This is a genomic window from Kutzneria chonburiensis (assembly GCF_028622115.1).
GTDB classification, from domain to species: Bacteria; Actinomycetota; Actinomycetes; order Mycobacteriales; family Pseudonocardiaceae; genus Kutzneria; species Kutzneria chonburiensis.
Genome location: NZ_CP097263.1, coordinates 3,835,823 through 3,862,261, shown reverse-complemented (window position 1 = coordinate 3,862,261; position 26,439 = coordinate 3,835,823). Strand labels below are relative to the sequence as shown.

Genomic DNA, 26,439 nt, shown 5'->3' with positions numbered 1-26,439 from the left:
CTGGCGCGACCTGCCGAATCACGTTTCTATCGCGACACGATACCTATCGGATATCCGCCTTTTTCGGTCGCGGTTGTGCTTACGTTGTCCTCGGCCGGAGTTTCGGCCAGCGGTACCGATCCGGTGAGCGCCTCGCTCCGTCCGGAAACCGGATCGGCCCACGTAGTCGCGTGAAGGGAACCGCAGGACGGAGAGCGCTTGCGCGAGGCGAGGCGGGAGAGGCAATGATGTCTCCTCGTCGATTCGATCGGCGTGTCGCCGTGGGTTCCGCAGCGGGAATCGCGGCACTGGCTTTGACCGTCGGACCGCTGGCCGCATCGGCCGCCGCGGATTCCGGCATCAACTGGGACTCGGTGGCGCGCTGTGAGAGCGGCGGCAACTGGGGCGCCCACACCGGCAACGGCTACCTCGGCGGGCTCCAGTTCTCGCCGGGCACGTGGCAGGCCAACGGCGGCACCGGCTCGGCCGACCACGCCACCCGTGAAGAGCAGATCCGGGTGGCCGAGAACGTGGTGCGGGCCAGGGGAACCGGCGCGTGGCCGACCTGTATCGGCGGCGGCGTACGGCATTTCTCGCCGTCCCACCGCGCATCCGTTGCCCCGGCGGCGAAAGAGCTGCCCGGCTCGGTCGACAACCCGGCCGGCGACTACACCATCCAGCCCGGCGACACGCTCAGCGGCATCGCCGACCGGCTGCACGTGGACGGCGGCTGGCAGCGCCTGGTCGAGCTCAACCCGGCCGCGCTGCTCAACCCGGATCTGATCTTCCCGGGCGCACGCATCGCCACGAAGTAAGGGCCCGCCGGCCCGTCGCCCGATCGAGCTGTCGGGCGGCGGGCCGGCGGATCTATTGTCGAGCCATGGATCTTCGCCGACGGTTCGAGACGCTGACCACCGCGCACCTGGCCGATGCCTGCGTCCGGGCCCAGCTTCCGGTGCGCTGCCTGGGAATTCACGCCGTGCAGCCGGGCGCCAAGATCGCCGGGCGGGCGCTGCCGGCCCGGCACGCCGGCAGCGTCGACGTGTTCCTGGAGGCGATCGAGGGCGCCGCGCCGGGCGACGTGCTGGTGGTGGACAACGGCGGTCGCCTCGACCACTCCTGCGTCGGCGACCTGATCGTGCAGGAGGCCCAGACCGCCGGCCTGGCCGGCGTGGCGATCTGGGGCCTGCACCGCGACACCGCCGACGTGCGGGCGATCGGCCTGCCGGTGTTCAGCCTCGGCTCGCTGCCGACCGGGCCGTTGGCCGCCGAGGAGCGGCCGGCGGACGCGCTGACCTCGGCCCGGATGGGGGAGTGGGTCGTCGACTCCGGCGATGTCGTGTTCGGTGACGACGACGGCGTGATCTTCGTGCCGGCCCAGCACATCGAGGACCTTTTCCTGCTGGCCGAAGGCATTCGCGACACGGAGCGCCGGCAGGCCGAGCGGACCCGCGGCGGCGAGACGCTGCGCGACCAGCTCCGGTTCGCCACGTTCCTGGCCAACCGGGCCGAGAACCCGGCGCTGACCTTCCGCGACCACCTCCGCCGGATCGGCGGAGCGGTGGAGGAGTAGGCCAGGCTAGCCGAAATGCCGGGTCAGCACGTCGGCGAACCGCTCCGGGTGCTGCTCGGCCAGGAAGTGCCCGGCGTCCGGGAACTCGACGAACGCGACGGTGGTGCTGAACGCCTCGACCACCGGCTTGGACACCGGCAGCAGGGTGCCGCCGAGGTACAGCAGCGGCTTCTCCAGCTTGGGATACGTCGCGAAGTCGGCGATGTCCTGTCCGAACGTCCGGAACCAGCCGTTGGTGGCGCGGATGGCCTCGGGCGTGTTGTACGCGGCGGCGTAGATGTCGCGGCTCTGCTCGTCGAACATGCTCGGGTCGCCGCCGATGTGCTCGATGTTCCAGTCGATGATGGCCCGGAACTTGCCGGCCTGCCACGATTCCACCAGCCCGTCGAGCAGTCCGGTCGCCCACCACCACGGGTACACGGGCTGGCCCGGCCGCGGCACCATCGGGAACTGGTACATGGCCTCGGAGGGGTGGATGCCGTCGGCGATCACCAGGCCGTCCACCGACTCCGGGTGGTTCCAGGCCAGGCTGAACGCCACCTGGCCGCCGATGTCGTCGCCGTACACGTGCGCCCGCTCGAAACCGAGCCGGTTGATCAGCTCGTGGATGTCGCGGGCCATGGTCTTCTTGTCGTAGCCCTCGGCCGGCCGGGCCGAGTCGCCCATGCCGCGGATGTCCACCGCGATCACCCGATAATGCTTGGCCAGCAACGGAATCACCTTGTGGAACTGCCACCAGGTGCGCGGCCAGCCGCCCATCAGGATCAGCGGCTCGCCCCTGCCGGCCACCACGTAGTGCAGCCGGGTGCCGTTGACGTCGGCGAACTTGTGCTCGAAGTCCGCGGGCGAGGTCTTCCGCAAGCTCACGCCGCCGCCCCGGCGCGCAGCGGGGCGAGCGCGTTGCTCCACGCCACGACCTGGTCCAGCGTGGCCTGCAACACGGGCAGCTGGTGCTCGCCCGGCGCGAAGTCGCGGAAGTTCTCGAAGTCGGTGAACAGCGACAGCGCGACCTGCGAGCGCACGTCGGCCAGCTGGAGCTCGGCGGCGATCAGCCGCAGGTGCTCGACCGCGCGGGCGCCGCCGACCGAGCCGTAGCTGACGAAGCCGACGGCCTTGTTGTTCCACTCCGCGTACAGGAAGTCGATGGCGTTCTTGAGCGCGCCGGAGGTGGAGTGGTTGTACTCGGGCGTGACGAACACGAACCCGTCGAACGAGGCGATCTTCGCGGCCCACCGGAGGGTGTGCGGCTGGCTGTACTGGCCCATCGTCGGCGGCAGCACCTCGTCCAGGTGGGGCAGCGGGTAGTCGAGCAGGTCGACCAGCTCGAACTCGGCGTCCGTGCGCTCGGACGCGATCTTGTGCACCCACTTGGCCACCGCTTCGCCGTTGCGCCCCGGCCGGGTGCTGCCCAGGATGATGCCGATCTTGGTCACGTGAACCTCCGAGATAGTTCCTTCGGGAAGAAAGTATCTACTGATTCCTGCCCGAAGCAAGTAAGCTGCTGGCGTGGACACCGAAGACGGCGTGGATCGCCCGCTCGACGCCGACGAGGAGGCGCTGATCAGGGCGCTCGACCGGGTTGTCAACGCGCTGCCGCGGGTGATGGACGCCACCATGCTGCGCGAGCGCCAGATGTCGATGACCGACTACCTGACGCTGTCCCGGCTGTCCGAGGCGCCCGACCGCCGGCTGCGCATGAGCGAGCTGGCCGAGATGTCGTTCCTGTCGCTGAGCGGGATGACCCACGTGGTCACCCGGCTGGAGGCGCAGGCGCTGGTCGAGCGGGTCCGTGACGAGCACGACCGCCGCGGCTGGCACGCCGTGCTCACCGATCGCGGCTTCGACCGGCTGGACGCGGCGTGGCCGACCAACCTGTGGGGCGTGCGCAAGTACGTCCTCAAGCACCTCGAAGGCTTCGACCTGCGGGCGCTGGCCGAAGCCTTCGAGAAGTTCGGGACCTAGGCCGGCACCGGATCCGCGCCGCGCCGGCCGCCCGGACGGCAGCGCAGCAGGCGGCCGACCATCAGCCGGGCGCCGCGCAGCGCGCCGTGCCGGGCGATGGCCTGGGCGGCGTACTCCGAGCAGCTTGGCTCGAACCGGCACACGGCCGGCCGCTTGGCGCTGATCTCCCGCTGGTACACGCGGATCGCGGCGATCATCATCTGCGACGGCGCTTTCATCCCGAGTGACTGGCGTCGGGTCCGCGGCACCGCCGAGCCGGCGGCGACCAGCAGGTGCGGCAGCGTCAGCAGGCCGGCGATCAGGCAGTTGCCGTCACAGCTTTCCGCTATGCAGCAACCGCTCTCGATGAGGCAGGCGTCCCGCAGGCAGGACGAGCCGCCGCCACCCCGGTATCGGCGGGGCTGGTAGTCGTCGTAGCGCCGGCGGCGTCGGAACATGGGCACGACGCCAAGATACGCACGTCAGCTGTGGGCCAGGGCCTGATCGACCGAGGCGACCACGGTGATCAGCTGGTCGACCCCGGTGATCTCCATCGGCCGCAGCACGATCCGGCTGTCCGCGACCACGTGCAGGGACACTCCCCGTGCCGCGGCGTCATGGTGCAGATCGACCAGGATGTGCAGGCCGGCCGAGGCGAAGAACGTCACGCCGGTCAGGTCGAGCACCACCGCCGCCGGCTCGTCGGCCATGGCCTCGTCGATGTGCCGGCGCAGCGACGCCTCGGCCGCCATGTCGACCTCGCCCTTGACGTGGATCAGCGCTGCCGGCCCGACCCGTTCCGATCTGACCGCGGTATCCGACATGGCCGAGACTCCCTAGCTCGCGCGGTATCCACGCGGCTGTGGTCTCAACCGACGCTACCCACCGTAGGCCGGACGGTATCGACCGGCAACACCGCCCGGGGCAGCAGCGTGCCGCGGAGCAGGCCCAGCACGGTGCGTACGGCGATGGCGGCGACCAGTGTGGTGATCGCGGCGAGCACGAGACAGGTCCAAAGACCCTGGCCGACCGGGCGCTCCCAACCCAGCCAGTGCAGCGCGGCGGTGGCGACGCCGGCCCAGGCGAACGTGAAGGCCCAGAAGCTCGGCGCGAAGCGGAGTCGGGCGTAGCGGGGCAGCAGGCGCAGCTGGGCCAGCACCATCAGCAGGCCGTAGCCGCCGAGCAGGGCGGCGACGGTGTCGACGCGGTCACCGAACAGGGTGAAGTAGGCGAGGCTGGCCACGGCGGCCGGCGCCACCTCGATGGCGATGGTCGGGATCAGCGGGTCGGGCAGCGGCGGGCGGAACACCAGCCGGCCCAGGATCAGCGAGCCGAGGATCAGCCACGAGATGATGCCGAAACCCAGCAGCAGCACGCCGAACTCGTGCTGGCCGACCGTGGCGGCGCTGGCCGCGGCCACGAAGCCGCCGGCCGCGCTGGGCAGGAAGTAGCCGGGGTGCAGCTGGTCGAAGTCCATGCCGGCGTAGATCAGCTGGCCGGTGAACCACGAGCCGTGCAGGACGATCAGCGTGGCGAACACGTCGACGATCACCGTCGCGGCGGGGCGGGGGAGCGTCTGGCCGGCGATCAGCATCGGCGTGATCAGGGCCAGCGCGGCGAACGGGCCGCCGATCGGGTCCACGAGGTCCTTGACCAGCGCGTTCTGCCTGATGGCGTACGTGCCGTAGCAGCCGAGGACGACGGCCCAGAGCACGGCGGCGACGGCCAGCAGCACGATGCCGACGGCGGTCGGCGCGTAGCCCTGCGCGGCGGCGGTCAGCCACGTGCCGCCCAGGCCCGCGGTGCCGAACGCCGTGCCGAACAGGTTCAACGGAATCTTCCGCACCACTGCCTCCTCGTGCCGTGCAGTGGTGACCGTAGTCGGTTTGACGCTAACGTCCAACCGATGGCGGGGGTTGTGGAGTTATGGGCTAGACGATTACGCTCCTAACATGGATCTGGTCCTCAGCTTCGTCAACTCGCACGACGGCTCGGCGGTCGATCCCAGCCGGGTGGACCGCTTCATGGACGGGGAGCACTACCGCTCGTGGCTGGCCGAGCGCGGGCTGCCGGCGGAGGCGTCGGACGCCGACGCGGCGGCCGCCCGGGAGCTGCGGGAGGCGCTGATCGACGTCGTCCGCACGCACAACGCCGACGTGGCCGCGGGTCGCCTGGCTGAAGCGGAGGAACGCTTGCGGCGCATGGCTTTGCGTCATCCTCTGACCCCGGTGATCACCGCTTCGGGCGTCGAGTTGCAGCCGGCCCAGCCCGGGGTCTTCGGCGAGGTGCTGGCGGCCGTGGTCGAGCTGTCGCTGTCCGGGAAATGGGCCCGGCTCAAGACCTGCCGGGCCCATCCGTGCCGATGGGTGTTCGTCGACCAGACCCGCAACGGCTCGGCCGTCTACTGCTCGCCCGGCTGCGCCTCCAGAGCGGCGATGCGGGCCTACCGTGAGCGGAAGAAGGCTAGTTCCGGCCCAGCCACGCCCTGATCTCGGCGCCGTGCTCATCCAGCTTCGGCGGCGCGAGATCGTGCCGGGTGGGCGTGGCCGACAGGGTGAGCGGATTGCGGACCGTCGGCACGCCGCCGGCGTACGCGATCGGGTCGAGGCCCAGCTCCGTGGCCAGATCGACGCCCTGGCGGACGTCGTTGATCGGCCCGGACGGGATGTCGGCGTCGGCCAGGATGCGGAACCACTCCTGGGCCGGCTTCTCGGCCAGCCGGGCCAGCAGCAGGCGGCGCAGCTCCTGACGGTTGGCGTTGCGCCGGGCCATGGTGGCGAACCTGGTGTCGTCGGCCAGTTCCGGCGCGCCGATGGCCGCGGCCAGCCGCCGGAACTGCGGGTCGTTGCCGACGGCGATGATCAGCTCACCGTCGCCGGTGGCCATCGGCTCGTACGGGTAGAGGCTCAGGTGCTCGTTGCCCATGCGGTGCGGCACCACGCCGCCGGCCACGTAGGCCGAGGTCTGGTTGACCAGCGAGGACAGCGCCGCCGACAACAGGTTCGTCCGCACGTGCTGGCCCTGCCCCGTGACGTCCCGGTGGTGCAGCGCCGCCAGGATGCCGGTCGCCGCGTGCAGGCCGGTCATCACGTCGATCACCGCGACGCCGGCCCGGAACGGTGGCCCGTCGGGTGCGCCGGTGAGGCTCATCATGCCGGACATCGCCTGCACCAGGAGGTCGTAGCCGGGCAGGTCGGAGTCGGGGCCGAAGCCGCTGATCGAGCAGTAGACGGCCGTGGGATTGGTCGCCGCCACGTCGTCGTAGCCGAGGCCGAAGCGTTCCATCGCGCCGGGCCTCAGGTTGTGCACCAGCACATCCGCTCTGGTGGCCAGCTCTCGGGCGGCTTCGGCGTCGGTCGGATCGGTCAGGTCCAGGGCGATGGACCGTTTGTTGCGGTTGACCGCCAGGTAGTACGTGCCGACGCCGTCCGCGTTCGCCGGCGGCAGCCACTGCCGGGTGTCGTCGCCGCGCGGGCTCTCCACCTTGATCACGTCCGCGCCCAGGTCGGCCAGCAGCATGGTGCAGTACGGCCCGGCCAGCACCCGGGAGAAGTCGGCCACCACGATTCCGTCCAGAGAACCCATGCCGGCCAGTAAAGTGCATGCCCGATCTGGGGACTTCCCGGCCCGATCCCGGGGTCCGCCGGCGCCGGCCGGAACCTAGTTTTCGGGTATGACACTGGTGTTGCTGGACCACCCGAACCTGTCCCGGTCGCGGATCAACGCGGCGCTGGCCGAAGCCGTCGCCGGGCAGCCCGGGGTGACGCTGCACGACCTGCACGTCTCGTACCCGGACCGCATCATCGACGTGCCGCGTGAGCAGCGGCTCGTGTCCGAGCACGACCTGATCGTCTTCCAGTTCCCGTTCCAGTGGTACGCGGTGCCGGCGCTGCTCAAACAGTGGATGGACGAGGTGCTGGTCGGTGGCTTCGCCTACGACGGGCCGCGCGGGCTGCTGGCCGGCAAGACGTTGCAGGTCGTGACGTCCACCGGCGGCGTCGAGGAGGCGTACCGGGACGGCGGTTTCCACCGGTACCCGATGGAGGTTCTGTTGGCGCCGCTGGAGAACACCGCCCGCCGGGTCGGCATGGACTTCGCGCCGCCGTTGGTGCTGCACGACGTGCGCGGCGTCACCGACGCCGAGCTGGCCGCGCATGCGGCGCGGTACCGGGACGTGCTGGCATCATCTGCGGTGTGCCTCACCGCGTGACCATCCTGGCCTTCGACGGCGTGACGATGATCGACGTCGCCGGGCCGTCCGACGTGTTCGGCCACGCCAACCGGCTCGGCGCCTCGTATGAACTGCGGGTCGTGTCGCCGGACGGGCAGCCCGTCCGTACCGCCAGCGGCACCACGTTGGGCGTGGACGGGCCGGTCGACAGTCCTGATGGGACAGTGCTCGTGCCCGGTGCCTACGGCATGGTCGACTTCCCGTTCGGCGGCGCTGTGGTGGAGGCCGTGCGGCAGCTGGTTTCCGGCGCGTCGCGGATCACCTCCGTGTGCACCGGATCCTTTCTGCTGGCCGAGATCGGGTTGTTGGACGGCCGCAGGGCGACGACCCATTGGCGGCAGGTCTCGTTGTTCGCCCAACGGTATCCGCGCGTTTCCGTGCAGTCCGACGCGTTGTACGTGCGGGACGGCTCCATTGTCACCTCGGCCGGCGTCAGCTCCGGGGTCGACCTGGCGCTGTCGTTGGTGGAGGAGGACCATGGCCCTTCCCTTGCCGCCGAAGTCGCGCAGTCCATGGTCGTCTTCATGCAGCGCCCCGGCGGGCAGTCGCAGTTCTCCGCCCCGTCAAGGGCGCACGTCGGCCAGGACAGTCCACTTCGGACCCTGTTGGACGCCGTCGCCCTCGATCCCGCCGAGCACTGGACCGTGACCACCATGTCCGCCAAGGCTTCCGTCAGCCCTCGGCAGCTCTCCCGGCTGTTCCACGACGAGATCGGCACCACGCCCGCCCGCTACGTCGAGCTCGTCCGGCTGGAGGCCGCCCAGGACCTGTTGTCCCGTGGGCACACCGTCGCTTCCGCCGCCGCCCGCAGCGGCTTCGGCAGCGACGAGACCTTGCGACGGGTGTTCGTGCAGCGCCTCGGCATTACCCCGGGGGCGTATCGCGCTCAGCACTGAAAGACTCAGCACGTTTCGACGGAGTGCAGGGCGGTGTCCAGGAAGGACTTCGAGCGCTCGGCGTCGCCGAGGCCGAGCAGGTGGAGGCCGGTGGAGACCCGTTCGACGAAGGCCCATTCGGCGATGGCCTCGAACGGCAGGCCGGTGATCGTCGCGAGTTGCCGGCACAGGGCGGGAAACTCGGCGGCGGTGGTGTCGCGCAGCACGACGCCGCAGTCGTAGGCGGGATCGCCGACGTAGCCGTCGGGGTCGACGAAGAGGTAACCGTCGGTGCTCTGGAGGGCGTTGCCGCAGTGGGGATCCCCGTGCACGACCACCCGGCGGCTGGTGTCGGCGGCCCGTTTCGCGGCCGTCCGCAAGGCCGTGGTCAGCAGGGAATCGGGGTAGGGCGGCCGAAGATCCCGCCACAGGTCCGTGATCAATCGGGCGAGGAGGTCGGCCTGCGGATGGAGGGGCGCATCCGTTGCCCGCCAAGCGATCCGCAGTAGTTTGCCGAGCTCGGTGACCATCTCCATCGGCGGCAACTGCATGTGCGGGCCGAGTGACTCCAGCAGCAGCGCGCCGGTGTCGAGGTCGCTGGCGTAGAGCGTGGCGTACCCAGGATGTCCCAGCGCGGCGGCCTCCTGGGCGACCATGGTGCCGGGCACGGCCAGCTTGAGCACGGCCTCCCGCTCGGCCGTCCGCACCCGGAACACCACCGACCCGAAGCCGCCGTCCAGCTGTTCGCCGACGTCCAACCCCCACCGCTCGGCCATCGACGCGAGCAGGGAATCCAGGTCGGCCAACCACTTCTCGCCGACCGTCCCCTCCTGCTCGGCCCGACGGCGGACCACGGGGTGCACGATCATCCGTCGATGATCTCGGTCAACGCCTGGTGGGCTCGGGCGGCCTGCACCGGGTCGGCGAGGCCGGCCTTGGACGGCAGGATCGACGTCAGACCCCAGACCCGCCCACGGGCCCAGGTGGCGTCGTCCACGGCCAGCAGCCGGCGGAACTCCTCGCGTGCGCCGGCGGGCAGAAAGCCCCACGCGGCAATGAGATCGCAGGCCGGATCACCGACGGCGAGGGTGCCGAAGTCGATCACAGCGGCCAGCCGGCCGTCCTTGGCGATCATGTTGGCCCCGACGGGATCGCCATGGACCCAGGCGGGCGGCCCGTCCCAGGTGGGCGCGTCGAGCCCGGTCTGCCAGACCTCGGTCACGGCGTCGACGTCGAAAAAGCCTTCCAGCACGGCAATGCGCTCCCGCATCCGGGACGCGACGACCGGCGAGTCACGGTCGTCGTGCAGATCGACGCCGCGGAAACCGTTGCTCCACTCGGGCGGCGGCCCGTCGGTGGCGTCGATCTCCCGTAGCGCCAACAGAAAGTCGGCGAGGTCGACGGCCGCCTGGCGGTGGTCGGTGAGCCGATCGGCGTTGCTGCCGTCGATCCAGTCGTAGACCGACCAGGGGAACGGATACCCCTCGCCGGGCCGACCCTGGCCGAGCGGCGTCGGCACGGCCAGCGGCAGGTGCGGGGCCAGCCGGGGCAGCCAGCGCTGCTCCCGCGTGACCTGCCCGGTCCAGCGGGCGAACCGCGGCATCCGCAGCAGCTTGTCGTCACCCAGCCGAAAACTGATGTTGTCGACGCCGGACGACGGCACCGGTCTCACCTCGAGCTCGGCCCACTCCGGGAACTGCGCGGCCACCAGGCGTCGGGCCTGCGGGACGTCGACGTGCACGGACAACGGGGCAGCTCCTCAGCGGGTGTGCGTGCCTCCATCACACCGCATCTGTCGAGGCAATTATCGGCAGCTGCCGCAGCCCGTGCACCAGCGTGCTGGTCCGCCAGTGCAGCTCGGCCGGGTCGACGGCCAGCCGCAGCGACGGGAACCGGGCCAGCAGCCGGCCGATGGCGATCTCGCCCTCCAGCCGGGCCAGCGGCGCGCCGAGGCAGTAGTGGATGCCGTGCCCGAAGGCCAGATGCCCGCCGGCCGGCCGGGTCAGGTCCAGCTCGTGCGGGTCGTCGAACCGGGCCTCGTCGGCGTTGGCGGCCAGCAGCGAGATCATCACGAACTCGCCGGCCGGGATCTCCACGTCGTCGACGGACACGGCCTCGGTGGTGAACCGCAGCGTGGCGATGTGGATCGGGCTGCCGATGCGCAGGAACTCCTCGACCGCGCCGGGCAGCAGACCGGGATCGCCGCGCAGCAGCTCCTGCTGCTTGGGGTTGGTCAGCAGCTGGTACACGGCGTTGCCGAGCAGGTGCACGGTCGTCTCGTGGCCGGCGAACAGCAGCAGGAAGGCCATCGACACCAGCTCGTCCTCGGACAGCTGGTCGCCCTCGTCCGACACGTGCACGAGATCGCTGAGCAGGTCCTCGGTCGGCACCGCCCGCTTGGCCCGGATCAGGTCCCGCAGCAGCCGATCCTGGTCACGGGCCGCCTCGGCCAACGGTGTACCCGTCACTCCGGACACGAAGATCTTGCTCCAGGCCCGGATCCGTGAGTGATCCTCAGGTGGCACGCCGAGCAGCTCGCTGATCACCGCGATGGGCAGCGGGAAGGCGAAGGACTCGATGAAGTCGGTCTCGCCGTCGATGCCGTCCAGCAGCTCGTCGACGATCTGCTCGATCCGCGGCCGCAACCGGCTCACCGCCCGGCTGGTGAACGCCTTCGTGACCAGCTTGCGCAGCCGGGTGTGGTTGGGCGGGTCGTCGTTGAGCATGTGCTCGGACAGCCGCGTGCCGTAGCCGGCAGCCGCGTTCGGCGGGAACAGCGGCCGCGCCCGTACGACGTTCTTGCTCAGCCTGCGGTCGTCGAGCAGCGCCCGGGCCTGCGCGTGGTCGGTCACCAGCCAGCCGGGCACGCCGTCGGGCATGGTCACGCGGCGCAGCGGCCCCTGGCGGCGCATCTCGGCGTAGAGCGGCCACGGGTCCTGGATCCATGCCTTGTCGAGCTTCACCTTGTCCATGGTGCCAGCGGGTCAGGGCGTAATGGCCGTTTCGACCGGCAATCCTGCATCCTCTTTCACCTGTTTCATGGTCAGGTGCGAAGTAAGGCGGGCAACGCCCGGTAGCAGCGACAGCGTGTCGGTGTGCAGCCGCTCGTACGCCGCGATGTCGGCGACCGCGATCCGCAGCAGGTAGTCCGGATCGCCGAACAGCCGCATCGCCTCCACCACCTCGGGCAGCTCGGCGATCCGCTGCTCGAACTCCGCCACCGTCGGCCGGTCCTCCTTGGCCATCACCACGCTGACGAACGCCTGGAAGCCGCGGCCGACCGCCGCCGGGTCCAGCCGGGCCCGGTAGCCGCGGATCACACCGTCCTGCTCGAGTCGGTTCACCCGGCGCAGGCACGGCGACGGCGTGAGGCCCACTCGTTCGGCCAGCTCGGCGTTGCTGAGCCTGCCGTCGCGTTGCAGCTCCGAAAGGATCTGCCGGTCGATTCGATCCACCGCGACATTGAAACATCCGGCCGGCTAACGCCTGGACCGTTATCTGCCCAGGTAGGCGTGCAGCAGGGCAGCGGCGGCCAGCATGGCCTCGGCCTGACGGCCCAGGTCGGCGTGCCGCTGGGCGATCGCCACCGCCAAGGCGTCGCGGCTGCCGCTGCGGCGCAGATCGTCCAGGATCGGCCGGATCTGTGGCAAGCCGTGCATGCCGTGACGCAGCATCAGGATGATCCGCGCGTCCCTGATCTCCCGCGGCCCGTACGTGCGATAGCCGGTGGCCGGATCCCGTTGCGGCGTCAGCAGTTCGGCGTCCTCCCAGACCCGAAGCGCGGAGGTGCGGACGCCGAGGTGGGCCGCGAGCTCGCCGATCCGCATGGCCGCCCGCTGCGGAGGTTCGCTGTCCACAACCGTTTCCAGCGCGTCGGCGGTCAGCCGCAGCGCTTCCCGCTGCCGGTGCAGCTCGGCGTGACCGGCGTCGACCAGCGCCAGCGCTTGGTGCACGTCGTCGGCGTGGATGGCGCGCATGATGTCCCCGGCGGCGTTCCACCCGTGGCCGGCGGCCAGCGCCCGGTAGGCCAGCAGTGCCTTCCGGTGCCGGTCGTCGAGCTGGCGGTAGCCGGTGTCGGACCGCGTGGCCGGCGGCAGGACGCCCGCGTCGAGGTAGTTGCGGACCTGCTGCGGTGATATCCCGACGAGTCGGGCCAGGTCAACCGGCCGATTGAGGGTTTTTACCACGTTTCCCCCGGTCGTACTGGAAAAGTCTGCACTGGGCGGTTCAACGATACGCTTGAAGCCATGGAATTCGTTCGGGTACTGGGCGCCCGCGAGCACAACCTGACCGGCGTGGACGTGGACATACCCAAGCGGACGATCACCGTGGTGACCGGCGTGTCCGGCTCCGGCAAGTCGTCGCTCGTGTTCGACACCATCGCGGCGGAGGCCCAGCGGCAGCTGCACGAGACCCTGCCCGCCTTCGTCCGCAGTTTCCTGCCCCATCGGGCGCGGCCGGACGTCGACCTCATCGAGCACCTGCCGGCCGTGGTCCTGGTCGACCAGCGACGGCTCGGCGGCGGATCGCGGTCGACCGTCGGCACCATCACCGACATCGCCCCGCTGCTGCGGCTGCTGTTCTCCCGCGCCGGCGACCCGTACATCGGGCCGGCGGATGCGTTCTCGTTCAACATGCCGTCGGGCATGTGCGCCACGTGCGAGGGGCTCGGCGTGGTCACCGACGTCGACCTGGCGGTGTTCCTCGATCCGGCGTTGTCGCTGGCCGAGGGCGCGCTGCTGGCGCCGTCGTTCAAGGTCGGCACCTGGCACTGGCAGATCTTCGCCAACCGCTTCGACGTGGACCGCCCGGTCGGCTCGTTCTCGGCCGCGGAGCTGGAGGACCTGCTGTACGGGGAGGGTGGCACCGTCGAGGTGGAGAACCTCGGCCAGAAGATCAACGCCGGCTACGAGGGGGCAGTGGTCAAGTTCCGGCGGCTGTACGTGCGCAAGGACAGCGGCGAGACCTCGGAGCGCACCCGGCAGATGGTGGAGCGGTTCACGACCTCGGCGGTGTGCGGGGACTGTGGCGGCAGCCGACTCTCGCCGGCCGCGTTGGAGTCCCGGATCGATGGTCACAACATCGCCGAACTGTCCTCTTTGGAGGCTTCGGCGCTGCTGGACGTGTTGGCCGGCTTCAATTTGCCGGCCGTCGCCCCGGTGCTGGACGGGCTCCGGCGGCGGGTCGGGCACCTGGTGGAGATCGGTCTCGGGTATGTGTCGCTGGACCGGGCCACCGACACGTTGTCCGGCGGCGAATCGCAGCGGATCAAGATCGTCCGGCAGTTGGCCAGCACGCTGTCCGACCTGCTGTACGTCTTCGACGAGCCGAGCATCGGGCTGCACGCGCGGGACGTCGGCCGGCTGACTTCGCTGCTGACCACGTTGCGGGACAACGGAAACACCGTGCTGGTGGTGGAACACGACCGGGACGTGATCGGCTTCGCCGACCACGTGATCGACGTCGGTCCCGGGGCCGGTGGGGCCGGTGGCGAGGTGGTTTTCGAAGGAACCGTTGCGGCGCTGGCGGATTCAGGGACCGTCACCGGTCGGTGTTGGAAGGAACGGCCGTCGCTGAAGGCTCAGGTGCGGCGCCCGACCGGGTGGATGCCGCTGACCGGCGTGACGCTGAACAACCTGCGGGACGTCAGCGTCGAGATCCCGACCGGGGTGCTGACCGCGGTCACAGGTGTCGCCGGGTCCGGTAAGAGCTCACTGCTGTATGGGTCTTACAGTGCGCGATACCCCGACGCGATCGTCGTCGACCAGTCCGCGCCGACGGCCAACCGGCGGTCCAGTGTCGCGACCTACACCGAGGCCATGGACCCCATCCGCAAGGCGTTCGCCAAGGCCAACGGGGTTGGTGCGGGGCTGTTCAGCGCCAACTCGGCCGGGGCGTGCCGGGAGTGCGAGGGGGCCGGGGTGATCGTGACCGACCTCGGCTTCCTGGCCGGGATCAGCAGCGTGTGCGGGGCGTGCGAGGGGCGGCGGTACAACGCGGAGGTGTTGGCGTACCGGCTCGGTGGGCTGTCGATCGGCGATGTGCTGGACCTGACGGTGGCCGAGGCGGTGGCGTTCTTTGGTGGTGTTAGGCCGGTGGCGTCGGTGGCCTCGGTGGCCTCGGTGGCCTCGGTGGCCTCGGTGGTGTCGGTGTTGCGTGGGTTGGTGGATGTTGGGCTGGAGTATTTGCGGCTCGGGCAGGCTTTGCCGAGTTTGTCCGGGGGTGAGTGCCAGCGGATCAAGTTGGCGTCGCATCTGCATCGGGATGGGGCGGTGTATGTGCTGGATGAGCCGACCAGTGGGCTGCACATGTCCGATGTGGAGCGGTTGGTGGAGGTGTTGGAGCGGTTGGTGTCCGAGCGGGGCGCGAGTGTGATCGTGATCGAGCACAACCTGGAGGTGATTGCCCGCGCGGATTGGGTGATCGACCTGGGGCCGGAGGGTGGGAGCGCTGGTGGGCGGGTGCTGTTCTCCGGGCCGCCGGGGGAACTGGTGGGGATTGAGGGGTCGCACACGGGGGATGCGTTGCGGGAGGCGTTGGGGGCGACCGTTCGATGAGCGGGGAGTTGGTGGTGGGCGCGGCTGGGGCGATTGCGGGGGCGGCGCGGCGGGTGGCGGTGTTGCTGGATGGTCATCCGGTGCGGGGGAGTGGGGGATATCCGCTGGGGGAGGTGGTGCGGGGGTTGGAGAGGGAGCTTGACGTGCTGCGGGAGGCGGTGGCGGGGAGTGCGGGGCCGCTGGGGGAGAAGGCGGAGCCGGTGGCGTTGTTGATGATGTGCATGCAGCACTTTGTGGTGCTGTTTCATGGGGTGGAGGAGCTGCCAGATTCTATGCGGGCGCAGGCTCGAAGGGAATTGGCTACGGCGCATCAGACGGCTCGGCGGTTGAGGTGAGGTCTGGGGCGGTTGAGGGTTGTTTGTGGGTGTGAGTGTTGGTGGGTGGTGGGGTGGGTTTGTGGGTTGGGTTTGTGGGTTGGGTTTGGTGGCCCACCCACCCGCCCTTTGTGGGGGTTGGGTTTGGTGCGCGTGCCGTGTAGTTTCCCGGGGGACTTCGGTTTATGGGTCGATTTGGTGTGGAGCCTCTGCGCGATGGCCCAAGGGCTAAAAGCGGGCAGGACGAGCCTGCCCTTGGCCTGTCAATTGTACGCCATCGCGCCCCTCCACACAAAATCGACCCAATTCGGGGAGTTGGCGATCGGTGTGTGAAGGAATGGTGGTGGCTGGGTTTTAGTTCCCACTGTGCACCCTTTTCCCGGTGCCCGTTTCCCGGTTAGTGCCGCATGGGGCGGGTGGTGTGGTGGCGGCCGGCCGGGGTGATCCAGTGAGTGGTGCCGTCTGAATCCTGGGTCACTGTGTAGTTGTCGTGTTTGCGGTGGTGGTGCCAGGTGCAGAGCCCTTGGAGGTTGGTGGCTTGGGTGCGGCCTGTGGGCCAGGGGGTGATGTGGTCGTGTTCCTGGATGGGCAGGGTGCAGCCGGGGGCGGTGCAGGTCCCGCCGGCCCGAGCAACGGACGTCTCTTTCATCAGGGTGGTGGGTCGGTAGGTGTCGGTGCTGATGGCGCTGATCTGCTGGTACTCGTCGAGGAGGAGGCCTCGGAAGGGGCCGTGCATGGCCAGTTCCCGGGCCGCTTCGGCCGTGATCGGCCCGTAGCCGGCGAGCAGGCCGGGGTCATTCGTGAGACCAAGCAAGGTCTCCATCGAGATGGTCACGAAGGTGCGGACGTTCCAGTTGGTGTGCTTGCCCCGCAAGCGATCCCAGAGCACGTCCGAGCGTTTCTGGTCGGTGGTGCGCTCATCCTTCGGCAGCGACTTCGCATCCGCGCAGATCTGCTGGAACAGCTGGTGAGCCTCGGTCGCGGGGAGGATCCACACGAGCTTGGCCATGCCGTCGGGCAAGGCGGAGATCCCGACTTGCCGGTCGTTTTTGGCTTTGTGGCAGCGTTGCTCGTGGCCGTCGGGGTCGGCTTTGGCGACCAGCGCGGTGGCCTTGCGGCACACCTGCGTCCGGGTCATGCCGGCGGCCTGCTCGGCCAGGGCCTGGTCGACCTCGGCGACCTGGGCCGGGTCGGTGAGGTGGCGGGTGCGTTCCCAGGCTGCGGCGAACCGGGCCAGGTCGATCTCTCCCCGGCGGAACCGCTCGGCCAGCGCGGGGTGAGTCTCCAGAGCGGCGGCGATCTCCTGGGACCGGGCCAGGGCCGGCTCTGACACCTTCGTGGCCATCGCCAATTCGGTGAGGTCGTCGATGTGGTTGAGGGCCTCATGTTCGGCCCATTCACACACGGCCCGCACCTTCCGGGCCGCCCCCACGAAATTGACCAACTGTTCTTGGGTCAGGCTCGCGGGATCCACGCCCACCACCAGATCGAACATGGCCCCGGTGGGTTCCATGCTCTCGATGTCGCGGGTGAGTTCCATACTTCTGAGAATACTCGAACACAAGATCGAACGCGAATCCCTAACGGGTGAATCCCGCCGGACAGAAAGGCTTTTCTTTCCTCCCGCCACACCACAACACGGCAACTCCGACCAGTCGCGTGGATTTTGTGTGGAGGGGCGCGATGGCGTACAATTGACAGGCCAAGGGCAGGCTCGTCCTGCCCGCTTTTAGCCCTTGGGCCATCGCGCAGAGGCTCCACACCAAATCCACGCGACCACACCGAATTAAACCCCCGCACCAAACCGCACCAACCCCCACCCAAACCGCGCCAACCGTGCAACCCCGCCGTCACCGCTGCATGAACCGATACCCAAACTGCGCCGTGAACTCCGCCGTCAACGCAAACCGATCCCCCCGCACCCGCGTCTGCCGCCACTCCACCGCCCGCCCCTGCGACGACCCCAGCCGGTTGATCGCAAACAGGGCGGTCCCACCAGGGCAGTGAAGCTGCTTCAACTCGGCCGGCGTCGGGATCACCGCATGCACGTCCTCATGCCCCGCGTCCAGCCGAACCCCCGTGCGCGCCGCGAGCTCCCCATACAAACTCGTGTGGCTGAAATCCGCCTCCAGCAGCGGAGACGCGACCGAAGCCGGCAACCACACCCGGTCGATCGCCAACGGCTCACCCCCGGCCAGCCTCAACCGCTCCAAATACACCAGCGGCGTCGACCCCTCCAACCCCAGTCGCTCCGCCACCACGCCATCAGCCCGCACGTCCAACACCCGCACCACGGAGTCCTGCGACAACCCCGCCGCCTCGACCGACGCGAAGAGCGAATACAGCGCCCCCAGCGGCTGATGGATCTCCGGCACCGCCGCCACCCGGGGCTGCCGTCCCCGCTCCGCGACGATCACGCCATCGGCCCTGAGCTGCCGCAACGCCTGCCGCACGGTCGACCGGCTGACGTCGTACTCCTCGACGAGCGCCATCTCCCCCGGGAACGCCGAAGCGAACTCCCCGGCCGACAACCTCTCCAGCAACGCCGTCTGGAGCTGCTGCCACAGCGGTGTCGATCCGGCCCGGTCCAATGTGCGCCCCGCCACGAGGGCAACGCTACCGGTTGCCTAATGTCCGAACATCTCGTAGCGTAAATGTACGGACATTAGGAGGTGGTCATGGCCCGCACCGCCGTCGCGGCACCGCAGACGCACATCGCGACCCGGCTGCCCGGCCTGGCCGTGACCCTCCTCGTCGCGGCCGTGGCCACCGGCCTTGGCCTGTTGGTCCCGGTCGTCGGCGGCCCGGTCTTCGCGATCGTCCTTGGCGTCCTCGCGGCCACCACCCTCAAGCCGCTCCGCGCCACCCGCCTCACGCCGGGCTACACCTTCGCCTCCAAGACCGTGCTCCAGCTGTCGATCGTCGTCCTGGGCACCGGTCTCTCGCTGCAACAGGTCGTGCACGTCGGCGTGTCCTCGCTGCCGGTCATGCTCGGCACGCTGGCGGTCGCGCTCGGCGGCGCCTGGCTGCTGGGCAAGTGGCTCAAGGTCGGCTCGGACACCAAGACCCTGATCGGCGTGGGCACCGGCATCTGCGGCGCGTCGGCCATCGCCGCGACCACGGCGGTGATCAAGCCGAAGAGCACCGAGACGGCCTACGCGATCGGCACGATCTTCACCTTCAACATCGCGGCGGTGCTGCTGTTCCCGCCGATCGGCCACCTGCTCGGCCTGAGCCCGCACGCCTTCGGCCTCTGGGCCGGCACCGCCGTCAACGACACCTCGTCGGTCGTCGCGGCGGCCTACGCCTACGGCGGCGACGCCGGCCCGTACGCGATCGTGGTGAAGCTGACCCGCAGCCTGATGATCATCCCGATCGTCATCACGCTGGCCTTCCTCAAGGCCCGCCGCAACGACGAGGTGCACCTGCCGTGGCACCGCATCGTGCCGGCGTTCCTGATCGGCTTCGTGCTTGCGGCGGCCACCGACACCGCCGGTCTGATCCCCGACTCCTGGCACCCGGCGTTGTCCGCGCTCGGCGCGTTCCTGATCACGACCGCGCTGGCCGGCATCGGCCTGTCGCTGCGGTTCGCCGACATGCGCAAGGCCGGCGCACGGCCGCTGCTGCTGGGCGGCCTGCTGTGGATCGCCGTGGCCGCCAGCAGCCTCGGCATCCAGGCCCTCACCGGCCTATAGGAACCGCCGCCACCACCTCGATCTCCACGGCGAACTCGGGCGTCACCACCATCAGCGAATGCGCCGGGAAGTCCCCGTCCGGGCCGGCCAACGTGCCGTCCGGACGCAGACCGAGCTGACCGGACACGAACACCAGCTCGTGCCCGGCCGGCACGGTCGCCACGTGGCTGTACTGCCCGGACGGGGCCGCGACCGACGGCGGATTCCAACGACGGATCATGCTCGAAGCCTAGTCCCACAAGGCCAACGACCGTGCCCCGACCAGAGAACCGATCCGCCCCAACGCCTCCTGTACGGACATCGGGTCCAGCCGGCGACCGTCGCGCAACCGCAACGCCACCTCCTCGTTGGCCACTTCCTTCGCCCCGATCACCGCCTGGTACGGCACCAACCTCGACTCACGGATCCGCGCGCCGAGCGAACCTTGTGCTACCCCAACGACTTCCGCCCGCAACCCAAGATCCATACATCGCTGCGCCACAGCAGAAGCCGCCGGCCACTCCTCGTCGGACACCGGCAGCACCACGATCTGCACCGGCGCGAACCACGCCGGGAACGCGCCGCCGTGCACCTCGATCAGGTGTGCCACGGCCCGTTCCATGCTGCCGATCAGGCTGCGGTGCACCATGACCGGCCGGTGCCGGGCCGAATCGGCCCCGATGTAGCTGAGGTCGAACTGTGCCGGCTGGTGGAAATCCACCTGTACGGTGGAAATGCTGGACTCCCGCTCCGCGCTGTCGGCTATCTGGATGTCGATCTTCGGACCGTAGAAGGCGGCCTCGCCCGGCGCCTCCTCGTGGTCCACATCGGACAGAACTTCCCGCAGCAACCCCTCGGAACGTTGCCACAGCTCGGGATTGTCCACGTACTTGCCGCCGTCGCCCCGCAGCGACAGCCGGTAGCGCACGGGCTTGATGCCGAGATCATGGTGCGCTCGCTGGACGAGCTCCAACGCCGCCCGCGCCTCACCCAGGACTTGATCCGGGGTGCAGAACACGTGCGCGTCGTTGAGCTGGATGGACCGCACCCGCGACAGCCCGCCCAGCACACCGGACAGCTCGGCCCGGTACATGCCGCCGATTTCTGCCAGGCGCAAGGGAAGTTCACGGTAACTGTGCGCCCGTGAGCGGTAGATCAACGCGTGGTGCGGGCACAGGCTGGGGCGCAACACCATCTGCTCGCCGCCCACGTCCATCGGCGGGAACATGTCGTGGCTGTAGTGCGACCAGTGCCCGGACTGCTCGAACAACGCCCGTTTGCCCAGCACGGGCGAATAGACGTGCTGGTAGCCGGCGCGGCGTTCCAGGTCGCGCACGTACTCCTCCAACACGTGGCGGATCGCTGCCCCGGCGGGCAGCCAGTACGGCAATCCCGCGCCCATCAACGGATCGGTGTCGAACAGGCCGAGTTCGCGGCCGAGCTTGCGGTGGTCGTGCACAGCGGTCTCCTTCGCGTGAAGGCAGGTGACCGCAAAGCAGAAGCCCCGGGCACCTGCCCGGGGCTTCTGCTGGAAAACGTGATTCAGCGCGCCGGGACTGGGTCCGGCGTCGTCGTGACGTTGGCGCGCTGCATGTCAATCACAGTAGCACGTCGGAAACACCACTGCGGCGGCACTTCCGCCACGGCGTGACGGCTCGCCGGCCGCGATGACCCGGCCGTCCGGCCTGAACTCGAGGCCGGAGGCCACGCCGATGGTCGGCGCGATCTTGATCGTCGGATCGAGCGGCGACGTGTCGTTGATCGCGAACTTCTGGCCGAGCGCCTGCAATCCCGCCGTGGTCGGCAGGGCGATGAACGCCGGTTCCGCCGTGGACGTCGCCGTGTTGCGCTGCGTGGCCCGCGGCGCGGCGATGGCGTCCTCCAGGTTCATGCCGAAGTCGATCCGGTTGAGCAGGATCTGGAGCACGGTGGTGATGATCGTGGAGCCGCCGGGCGAGCCGACCGCCAGGAACGGCTTGCCGTGCTGCAACACGATCGTCGGCGACATGCTGGAGCGCGGCCGCTTGCCCGGCGCCGGCAGGTTGGGGTCGGGCGCGGTGCCCTGCGTCGGCGCGAAGTTGAAGTCGGTCAGCTCGTTGTTGAGCAGGAAACCCCGCCCCGGCACGACGATCGCGCTGCCGCCCAGCTCCTCGATGGTGTTGGTGTACGACGCCACGTTGCCGTACGCGTCGGAGACCACGAAGTGGTTGGTGTGGTTCTCGTCGTCGCCGGCCGACGCTGCGGTGCCGGTGGCGCACGGGGTCGGCGAGGCCGGGTTGCCCGGCGCGACCGGGCTGACGCCGGCCTTGGTCGGGTCGATGAGGCAGGCCCGGCTGGCCGCGAACTGCGGCGACAGCAACTGCTGCTGCGGCACGTTCACGTAGCGCGAGTCGCCGATGTAGCGGCCGCGGTCGGCGAAGGCCAGCCGCGTGGCCTCCAGGTAGTGGTGCAGCGCCTGGACCGGGTCCATGTTCTTGAGGTCGAAGTTCTGCAGAATGTTCAGCGATTCGCCGACCGTGATGCCGCCGCTGGACGACGGGGCCATGCCGTACACGTCGTAGCCGCGGTAGTTCACGTGCGTCGGGGCCGTGTCCAGCGCCTTGTACGCCGTCAGGTCGGACAGCTGCATCGGGCCGGGGATGGGCTTGAGCGTCGAGCCCGCCGCCAGCGGCAGGTTCTGCACGGCGTTGACCAGGTCACGCCCGACCGAACCGCCGTACAGCGCCCCGATGCCCTTGCGGCCGATCTCCCGGTACGTGTCGGCCAGGTCCTTGTTGCGCATGGTTGAGCCGACGACGGGCAGCTGCCCGTCCGGCAGGTACTGCGCCGCCGAGGACGAGAACTGGGCGAACCGGGCAGCGTTTTCCCTGGTCAGCTCGCGGAACGTGTCGTCGACGACAAAGCCGCGGTCGGCCACTTCCTCGGCCGGGCGCAGGTTGTCGGCCAGGCTGAACCGGCCCCAGCGCTGCAGCGCCCGCTGCCAGGTGGCCAGGTTGCCCGGCACGCCGACCGAAAGGCCGCTGGTCACGCCGGTCGGGAAGGCGTAGGGCTTGCCGGTGCTCGGGTCGACGAACATGGTCTCGGTGTCGGCCGCCGGCGTGGTCTCGCGTCCGTCTATTGTGGACACCTGATGGGTGCGGGCGTCGTAGTACACCAGGAATCCGCCGCCACCGATGCCGGCGACGTACGGATCGGTGACGCCCAGCGTCGCGGCCACCGCGACCGCGGCGTCGGCGGCGGTGCCGCCCCGGCGCAGCACGTCGATGCCGGCCTGGGTGGACTCCGGCGTGTCCGAGACGACCGCGCCGAAGAAGCCCTGCGCCACGGGGTGCTTGGCCGGGGCGGGCCGCGCCGAGCCGGGCGTCGCGCCGGCCACGAGGGTGAGGCCGGCCATGAGCCCTACCGACAGAACCGAGCTGACGCTGCGGCGTAGTCGCATGGCGATCCCTTCCGTTACGGAATAGATCCCCATGTTCTACTCGTTCCCGCGCCGTGCTGGCCAGGTTTGTCGGCTGGTCACGCTGCGACAAACCGGTGAAGGGTAATGGTTACCGTCTACTTCAGACGGATTTGAGCAGGATTTCCGCGAACCGCTCGGGCTGTTCCAGGTTGACGACGTGTCCGGCGCCCTCGACGACGACCGGCTCGCCGATGCGTTCCGCCACGTCAACGATGTCGGTGGAGTCGAGGTCGCCCAGCACCACGGTGGTCGGCGCGGCCAGCTCGGCCAGCCGGTCGATCGCGCCGACCTCGATCGGCGGGATCGCGAAGGACGGGGCGTGCCGGGAGACGGTGTTGGTCATCATCTCGAGGCAGGGCACCCGGACCGCCGGGTCCACCTGCTCCGGGGTGCGGTGTGGGCCGTCCACCCACATCCGCATGATCGGCGTGACCACGCCCTCGAGGTCCGTCGCGGTCTTGAGCCGTTCGAATTGGTCGAGGACGAACGGGTCACGGTGTGTCATGCCGCTGGCCCCGGGGGAGACCAGCAGCAGCTGCTCCACGCGGTCCGGCCAGGTCAGCGTGAAGTCGATGGACGTCCGCGCGCCAAGCGACATGCCGACCAGGCTGGCCCGCTCGATGCCCAGGCCGTCCAGCAGCAGCCGCAGGTCGTCGTGATGGGCGTACGGCTTGGTGGCCGTGCTGGACCGACCGTGGTTGCGAGCGTCGTAACGGATGACCGTGTGGGTATCCGTTAGCAACTCGAACTCGCGGTTCCACATCCGGGCGTCCTGGATGCCGGTGTGCAGCAGCACCACCGGTCGGCCCGCACCCGCGATCTCGTAATGGATTTCCCCGCCGTCAACCATCAGCCGCCCCATTCGACCAGGGTATCCCTGGAACCGGTTCCCGATCGGGCTGAACCACTGCGTGGTCGGGTGCGTACCCAGTGCTGACGACGACTTACCGAGAGGGCGCCGAGAGTGGACCGGGCTGCGAGTACCCCGTTCGACCGCGTGATGAGCGCGAGCACCGCGCTTGTGGTGTCCGCGATCGCCGGTGTGGTGCTGGGCATGGCGTTCGTGAAGATGCCGCAGCCGATGACCGCCGACTTCCAGGGGCAGCAGGCGCCCGCGCGGACCAGCACGACCAGCACCGATCCGGTGTTCCCGGTGCCGGTGACCCACACCACCAGCCGGCCGTCGCGGACGACGTCGTCCACCACCTCGGCGACGACGACCACGACAACCATCACCACGACCACGCCGACGACGACCAGTCGGCCGACGAAGACCACCAAGCCGTCGAAGCCGCCGCGGCCGACCACGACCACGCCGCCCACCACGACGACGACCGACGACGGCGGCGGGATCCTAGGCCCCATCCTCGGCTGACTCGGTGGTCGGCTTGAACCGTTCCCAGGCCGACTGCCTGGTCATGCTCAGCTTCTCGCCGATGCGAACCCAGGTCACGCCGCGTCGCCGCAGCTCGCCGACCCAGTCGTCGAGGCCGGCTTCGACCTGGGCCATGGTGCCGGCGATGCGGGGCAGCTTGTCGAGCATCTGCTCGTCGGACATCTCGGCCCATTCCGGCACCCGGCCCGGCGACTTCTCGTGGGCGATGATCTTGGCGCACAGGTCGACGCACTTGTCGCATATGTAGACGCCCGGGCCGGCGACCAGCTTCTCGACCTCGTCCTGGGTTTTGGTGCAGAAGGAACAGCTCAGCATGCGATGACCCCTCCCATGTCAGGTTGTGCCTGACACGCTAGCACGGCCTGTCAGGAGTGGCCTGACACATTTCTCAGCCCAGCTGCGGGCGGGCGTGCTGGATCCGGAGCAGGTCGGCCACGACGACGTCGGCGATCAGCTGCTGCTCGTCGTCAAGGCCGGCCGGCGGCTCCGGCGGCTCGCCGTCGGTGAGCGCCCGCGCCGCCTCGGCGGTGAAGTCGGCCAGCGCCGGGGCGGTGTTGCCCAACCGGAACAGCGCCAGTGACGAGGCGGCGAGCCCGCGTAGGCCCTCGCCGGCTTCGTCCAGGGCTTCCTGCTGATCGGCCGAAGGGGCCTTGCTGCCGGGCTCCGGGGCGATCAGGTTCTGGTGTGCCCTTGCGGCGTCACGAAAACGGACGCCGACCGTGCGGCCGAGGATCTCGTCACCACGCAGCAGGCTCGACACCATGCCCAGCAGGCGCTGGAGTTCGGCGGTGGCGTCGGCAAACCGGGCGCTCAGCGGCGGGCGCGCCACGCCCGGCACCGCGAGGAAGCCGAAGAGCAGGCCGATCGTTGCCGCGCCGGCCATCAGCAGCACGTATTCGATCAGCGTGCTCACCGGGTCGAGGTGCCGGCTGGACGCGTTCAGGCCGACGCTGAGGAACACCATGCAGCCGTTGAACAGCATCGGCTGCGTCTGCATGAACGGGAAGCCGACCAGCAGCGCCACCAGGGCGACCGGCATCAGCGCCGACTGCGGCAGCAGCCACAGCACCAGCGCCAGCACCGCCGCGCCGGCCAGCGCGCCGCCGACCCGTTGCCACGCCTTGGCCAGCGTGTCCCGCCACTCCGGCTGCATGATCGCGAACGTGGTCATCAGGAACGAGACGGTCAGCGGGTCACCCGGCCGGAACGCGGCGATCGTCAGCGCGATCGCCATGCCGAGGGCGCAGCGGATTGCGTGCCGCAGCTGGGCGCTGCGCCAGGAGAACGTGCCGGCGAGTTCGCGGCGTAGGGCCTGTTCGATGAAGTAGCGGGGAAAGGTCGAGGTCGACCGGTCGCGGTTGATCACAGCCTCGTGGACCGTGTCGATCAGCCGCCACAGGCCCTCCATCATGTGTTCGGTTGCGCCGGGAAGCTTCACCTTGGGAGACAGGCGTTCCACCGGCGGCAGATCGTCCGGAGTGGACTTCGCCTTGACCGCCTCGGCCAGGACCGCCATCTGTGCTCGGGCTGCTTCGATCACCTCGGCCAGCGCCTCGGCCTGCTCTTGTGGCAGCGCCTGCTGGCGTCCTTTGAGGACGGTGATGGTCGCGGAGAACCGTACCCCCGCACCGAGAACGCGGGACTGCCATACGCGGGGACGGTCGGCCAGCCACACTCGGGCCGCGCGTTCCTGCGCGCCGCTGACGCCTTGCAGGGCACCCGCCAGCGCCACGCGGGTCGGCTTGTCCGGGTCGCGGGCACCCATCAGCGTACGGAGGATGATCACCACACCGACCGCGATCGCCGGCGCGGCCACGATCTGCCACAGGCTTTCGCTGCCCGTGAGCTGATAGCCGTAACCGAAGACCGAGGCCATGCCCAGGCCGAGGCCGACCGTCACGAAGCGCGTGCCGAACACCGGTAGCAGCGCCGCGATGAACACGATGATCACCAGCGCCACGATCGCCGCGATGTGCGACAGCTCGCCCAGCAGCCTCGGCAGCGCGCCGCCGATGATCACCGCCGGGGCGAACGCCGCCAGCAGCTTGAGGTCCGCTCGCAGCGGGCCGCCGTTGGCCGCGATGAAACAGAACAGCGCCGTCAGTCCCGCGAGGATCGTCACGTTGCCCAGGCCCAGCGCCGCGCCGACACCGGCCGCGCTGCCCACCACCACGATGATCACCACGAGCATGCCCGCGCCCTGCGCCAGTGCCTTCACGCCGGGAAATCTATCTTGGACGGGACGGCGACCCGCCGCCCCGCCCAAGATCAAGGGACGAATCCTCTCGTTGAACGTCAGGAAGGACCCCTTCCTGACACCGCCGGCAAGATCAAGGGACCGATACTGGCGTCTTGGGTTCTAGTGGTGGTTGCAACACCTGACCCGTTCAGGGGTTGCCGTGTTCGAGATCCGCAAAGACCGCTCACCACAGGGCCGTA

29 protein-coding genes are annotated in these 26,439 nt (G+C 69.5%); 10 read left to right on the top strand and 19 right to left on the bottom strand.

The annotated features are described in order from the left end of the window. Positions 1-227 precede the first annotated feature (227 nt). Both M3Q35_RS17260 and M3Q35_RS17255 read left to right on the top strand, forming a co-directional pair. Positions 228-794, top strand: coding sequence for a transglycosylase family protein (locus tag M3Q35_RS17260; protein WP_379793984.1), 567 nt, complete (start codon positions 228-230; stop codon positions 792-794). Between the two features lie 65 nt (positions 795-859). Then, positions 860-1,552 carry an RraA family protein gene (locus tag M3Q35_RS17255; RefSeq protein ID WP_273942851.1) on the top strand — a complete coding sequence of 231 codons (693 nt, stop codon included), beginning with the start codon at positions 860-862 and terminating at the stop codon, positions 1,550-1,552. A gap of 6 nt (positions 1,553-1,558) precedes the next feature. Here the strand turns inward: M3Q35_RS17255 and M3Q35_RS17250 are convergent, their stop codons facing one another. Together M3Q35_RS17250 and M3Q35_RS17245 are read right to left on the bottom strand one after the other, a co-directional pair. Continuing rightward, positions 1,559-2,419, bottom strand: a complete 861-nt coding sequence (locus M3Q35_RS17250) for an alpha/beta fold hydrolase (RefSeq protein ID WP_273942850.1) — start codon at positions 2,417-2,419, stop codon at positions 1,559-1,561. After that, on the bottom strand, positions 2,416-2,985 hold the full coding sequence (locus tag M3Q35_RS17245) for an NADPH-dependent FMN reductase (RefSeq protein WP_273942848.1): 570 nt from the start codon (positions 2,983-2,985) through the stop codon (positions 2,416-2,418). The genes M3Q35_RS17250 and M3Q35_RS17245 overlap by 4 nt, the downstream gene beginning before the upstream one ends. A gap of 73 nt (positions 2,986-3,058) precedes the next feature. Between M3Q35_RS17245 and M3Q35_RS17240 the strand changes: the two genes are divergently transcribed. Then, positions 3,059-3,514 carry a MarR family winged helix-turn-helix transcriptional regulator gene (locus M3Q35_RS17240; protein WP_273942847.1) on the top strand — a complete coding sequence of 152 codons (456 nt, stop codon included), beginning with the start codon at positions 3,059-3,061 and terminating at the stop codon, positions 3,512-3,514. Here M3Q35_RS17240 and yidD read toward each other — a convergent pair. Genes yidD through M3Q35_RS17225 form a run of 3 tightly spaced genes read right to left on the bottom strand, consistent with a single transcriptional unit; the run spans position 3,511 to position 5,339 of the window. Further along, positions 3,511-3,951: a membrane protein insertion efficiency factor YidD gene (yidD, locus tag M3Q35_RS17235; RefSeq protein WP_273944373.1), complete on the bottom strand. Its 441-nt coding sequence runs from the start codon at positions 3,949-3,951 to the stop codon at positions 3,511-3,513. The two genes, M3Q35_RS17240 and yidD, sit on opposite strands and share 4 nt — an antisense overlap. 24 nt (positions 3,952-3,975) lie before the next feature. Next, positions 3,976-4,317: an STAS domain-containing protein gene (locus M3Q35_RS17230; protein WP_273942846.1), complete on the bottom strand. Its 342-nt coding sequence runs from the start codon at positions 4,315-4,317 to the stop codon at positions 3,976-3,978. A 44-nt stretch (positions 4,318-4,361) separates the two neighbouring features. Further along, positions 4,362-5,339 (bottom strand): SLAC1 family transporter, encoded by a 978-nt coding sequence (locus tag M3Q35_RS17225; RefSeq protein WP_273942845.1) that lies wholly within the window; start codon positions 5,337-5,339, stop codon positions 4,362-4,364. 106 nt (positions 5,340-5,445) lie between these two features. Here M3Q35_RS17225 and M3Q35_RS17220 point away from each other — a divergent pair, with 106 nt between their 5' ends. Continuing rightward, positions 5,446-5,982 carry a CGNR zinc finger domain-containing protein gene (locus M3Q35_RS17220; protein ID WP_273942844.1) on the top strand — a complete coding sequence of 179 codons (537 nt, stop codon included), beginning with the start codon at positions 5,446-5,448 and terminating at the stop codon, positions 5,980-5,982. On the opposite strand, the gene M3Q35_RS17215 is transcribed toward M3Q35_RS17220, so the two are convergent. Next, positions 5,957-7,078, bottom strand: coding sequence for a CaiB/BaiF CoA transferase family protein (locus tag M3Q35_RS17215; protein ID WP_273942843.1), 1,122 nt, complete (start codon positions 7,076-7,078; stop codon positions 5,957-5,959). The genes M3Q35_RS17220 and M3Q35_RS17215 overlap by 26 nt on opposite strands. 88 nt (positions 7,079-7,166) lie before the next feature. On the opposite strand from M3Q35_RS17215, the gene M3Q35_RS17210 reads away from it, so the two are divergent. After that, entirely contained in the window at positions 7,167-7,703 is a 537-nt protein-coding gene (locus M3Q35_RS17210) for an NAD(P)H-dependent oxidoreductase (protein ID WP_273942842.1), read from the top strand. Continuing rightward, on the top strand, positions 7,688-8,620 hold the full coding sequence (locus M3Q35_RS17205) for a GlxA family transcriptional regulator (protein ID WP_273942840.1): 933 nt from the start codon (positions 7,688-7,690) through the stop codon (positions 8,618-8,620). The genes M3Q35_RS17210 and M3Q35_RS17205 overlap by 16 nt, the downstream gene beginning before the upstream one ends. Before the next feature lie 5 nt (positions 8,621-8,625). Here the strand turns inward: M3Q35_RS17205 and M3Q35_RS17200 are convergent, their stop codons facing one another. From M3Q35_RS17200 to M3Q35_RS17180, 5 genes are read right to left on the bottom strand one after another with little or no spacing between them, the layout of a single operon-like run. Beyond that, positions 8,626-9,468 carry an aminoglycoside phosphotransferase family protein gene (locus M3Q35_RS17200; RefSeq protein WP_273942839.1) on the bottom strand — a complete coding sequence of 281 codons (843 nt, stop codon included), beginning with the start codon at positions 9,466-9,468 and terminating at the stop codon, positions 8,626-8,628. Further along, positions 9,465-10,340 (bottom strand): aminoglycoside phosphotransferase family protein, encoded by an 876-nt coding sequence (locus M3Q35_RS17195; RefSeq protein WP_273944372.1) that lies wholly within the window; start codon positions 10,338-10,340, stop codon positions 9,465-9,467. Before M3Q35_RS17195 ends, M3Q35_RS17200 begins: the two co-directional genes overlap by 4 nt. Positions 10,341-10,380: 40 nt before the next feature. Continuing rightward, on the bottom strand, positions 10,381-11,571 hold the full coding sequence (locus M3Q35_RS17190) for a cytochrome P450 family protein (protein WP_273942837.1): 1,191 nt from the start codon (positions 11,569-11,571) through the stop codon (positions 10,381-10,383). Positions 11,572-11,583: 12 nt separating this feature from the next. Continuing rightward, positions 11,584-12,054 (bottom strand): Lrp/AsnC family transcriptional regulator, encoded by a 471-nt coding sequence (locus M3Q35_RS17185; protein WP_273942836.1) that lies wholly within the window; start codon positions 12,052-12,054, stop codon positions 11,584-11,586. Between the two features lie 39 nt (positions 12,055-12,093). Further along, entirely contained in the window at positions 12,094-12,882 is a 789-nt protein-coding gene (locus tag M3Q35_RS17180; RefSeq protein WP_273942835.1) for a MerR family transcriptional regulator, read from the bottom strand. On the opposite strand from M3Q35_RS17180, the gene M3Q35_RS17175 reads away from it, so the two are divergent. Together M3Q35_RS17175 and M3Q35_RS17170 are read left to right on the top strand one after the other, a co-directional pair. Beyond that, entirely contained in the window at positions 12,847-15,156 is a 2,310-nt protein-coding gene (locus tag M3Q35_RS17175; protein WP_273942834.1) for an excinuclease ABC subunit UvrA, read from the top strand. The genes M3Q35_RS17180 and M3Q35_RS17175 overlap by 36 nt on opposite strands. Then, positions 15,153-15,491: a hypothetical protein gene (locus tag M3Q35_RS17170; RefSeq protein ID WP_273942833.1), complete on the top strand. Its 339-nt coding sequence runs from the start codon at positions 15,153-15,155 to the stop codon at positions 15,489-15,491. The genes M3Q35_RS17175 and M3Q35_RS17170 overlap by 4 nt, the downstream gene beginning before the upstream one ends. A gap of 376 nt (positions 15,492-15,867) precedes the next feature. Here M3Q35_RS17170 and M3Q35_RS17165 read toward each other — a convergent pair whose 3' ends face one another. Beyond that, positions 15,868-17,100 (bottom strand): HNH endonuclease signature motif containing protein, encoded by a 1,233-nt coding sequence (locus M3Q35_RS17165; protein ID WP_273942832.1) that lies wholly within the window; start codon positions 17,098-17,100, stop codon positions 15,868-15,870. Positions 17,101-17,320: 220 nt separating this feature from the next. After that, entirely contained in the window at positions 17,321-18,076 is a 756-nt protein-coding gene (locus tag M3Q35_RS17160; RefSeq protein WP_273942831.1) for a GntR family transcriptional regulator, read from the bottom strand. A gap of 72 nt (positions 18,077-18,148) precedes the next feature. Here M3Q35_RS17160 and M3Q35_RS17155 point away from each other — a divergent pair, with 72 nt between their 5' ends. Continuing rightward, positions 18,149-19,165, top strand: coding sequence for a YeiH family protein (locus M3Q35_RS17155; protein ID WP_273942830.1), 1,017 nt, complete (start codon positions 18,149-18,151; stop codon positions 19,163-19,165). Here M3Q35_RS17155 and M3Q35_RS17150 read toward each other — a convergent pair. The 4 genes from M3Q35_RS17150 to M3Q35_RS17135 form a co-directional block, all read right to left on the bottom strand. After that, complete coding sequence (locus tag M3Q35_RS17150; RefSeq protein WP_273942829.1) at positions 19,152-19,385, bottom strand: hypothetical protein; 234 nt, start codon at positions 19,383-19,385, stop codon at positions 19,152-19,154. The two genes, M3Q35_RS17155 and M3Q35_RS17150, sit on opposite strands and share 14 nt — an antisense overlap. Before the next feature lie 9 nt (positions 19,386-19,394). Next, a complete protein-coding gene (gene thrS, locus M3Q35_RS17145) occupies positions 19,395-20,690 on the bottom strand; it encodes a threonine--tRNA ligase (protein ID WP_273944371.1) in 1,296 nt (431 codons plus the stop codon). 48 nt (positions 20,691-20,738) lie between these two features. Beyond that, the gene (gene ggt / locus M3Q35_RS17140) at positions 20,739-22,616 is read right to left on the bottom strand and encodes a gamma-glutamyltransferase (protein WP_446685288.1); all 1,878 of its coding nucleotides are present in this window, start codon (positions 22,614-22,616) and stop codon (positions 20,739-20,741) included. A gap of 88 nt (positions 22,617-22,704) precedes the next feature. Then, on the bottom strand, positions 22,705-23,466 hold the full coding sequence (locus M3Q35_RS17135) for an alpha/beta fold hydrolase (protein WP_273942828.1): 762 nt from the start codon (positions 23,464-23,466) through the stop codon (positions 22,705-22,707). 138 nt (positions 23,467-23,604) lie between these two features. Here M3Q35_RS17135 and M3Q35_RS17130 point away from each other — a divergent pair, with 138 nt between their 5' ends. Next, on the top strand, positions 23,605-23,979 hold the full coding sequence (locus tag M3Q35_RS17130; RefSeq protein ID WP_273942827.1) for a hypothetical protein: 375 nt from the start codon (positions 23,605-23,607) through the stop codon (positions 23,977-23,979). Here M3Q35_RS17130 and M3Q35_RS48905 read toward each other — a convergent pair. After that, the gene (locus M3Q35_RS48905; RefSeq protein ID WP_273942826.1) at positions 23,959-24,315 is read right to left on the bottom strand and encodes a ClpX C4-type zinc finger protein; all 357 of its coding nucleotides are present in this window, start codon (positions 24,313-24,315) and stop codon (positions 23,959-23,961) included. The genes M3Q35_RS17130 and M3Q35_RS48905 overlap by 21 nt on opposite strands. 73 nt (positions 24,316-24,388) lie before the next feature. Beyond that, the gene (locus M3Q35_RS17120; protein WP_273942825.1) at positions 24,389-26,218 is read right to left on the bottom strand and encodes an FUSC family protein; all 1,830 of its coding nucleotides are present in this window, start codon (positions 26,216-26,218) and stop codon (positions 24,389-24,391) included. Between the last annotated feature and the right edge of the window lie 221 nt (positions 26,219-26,439).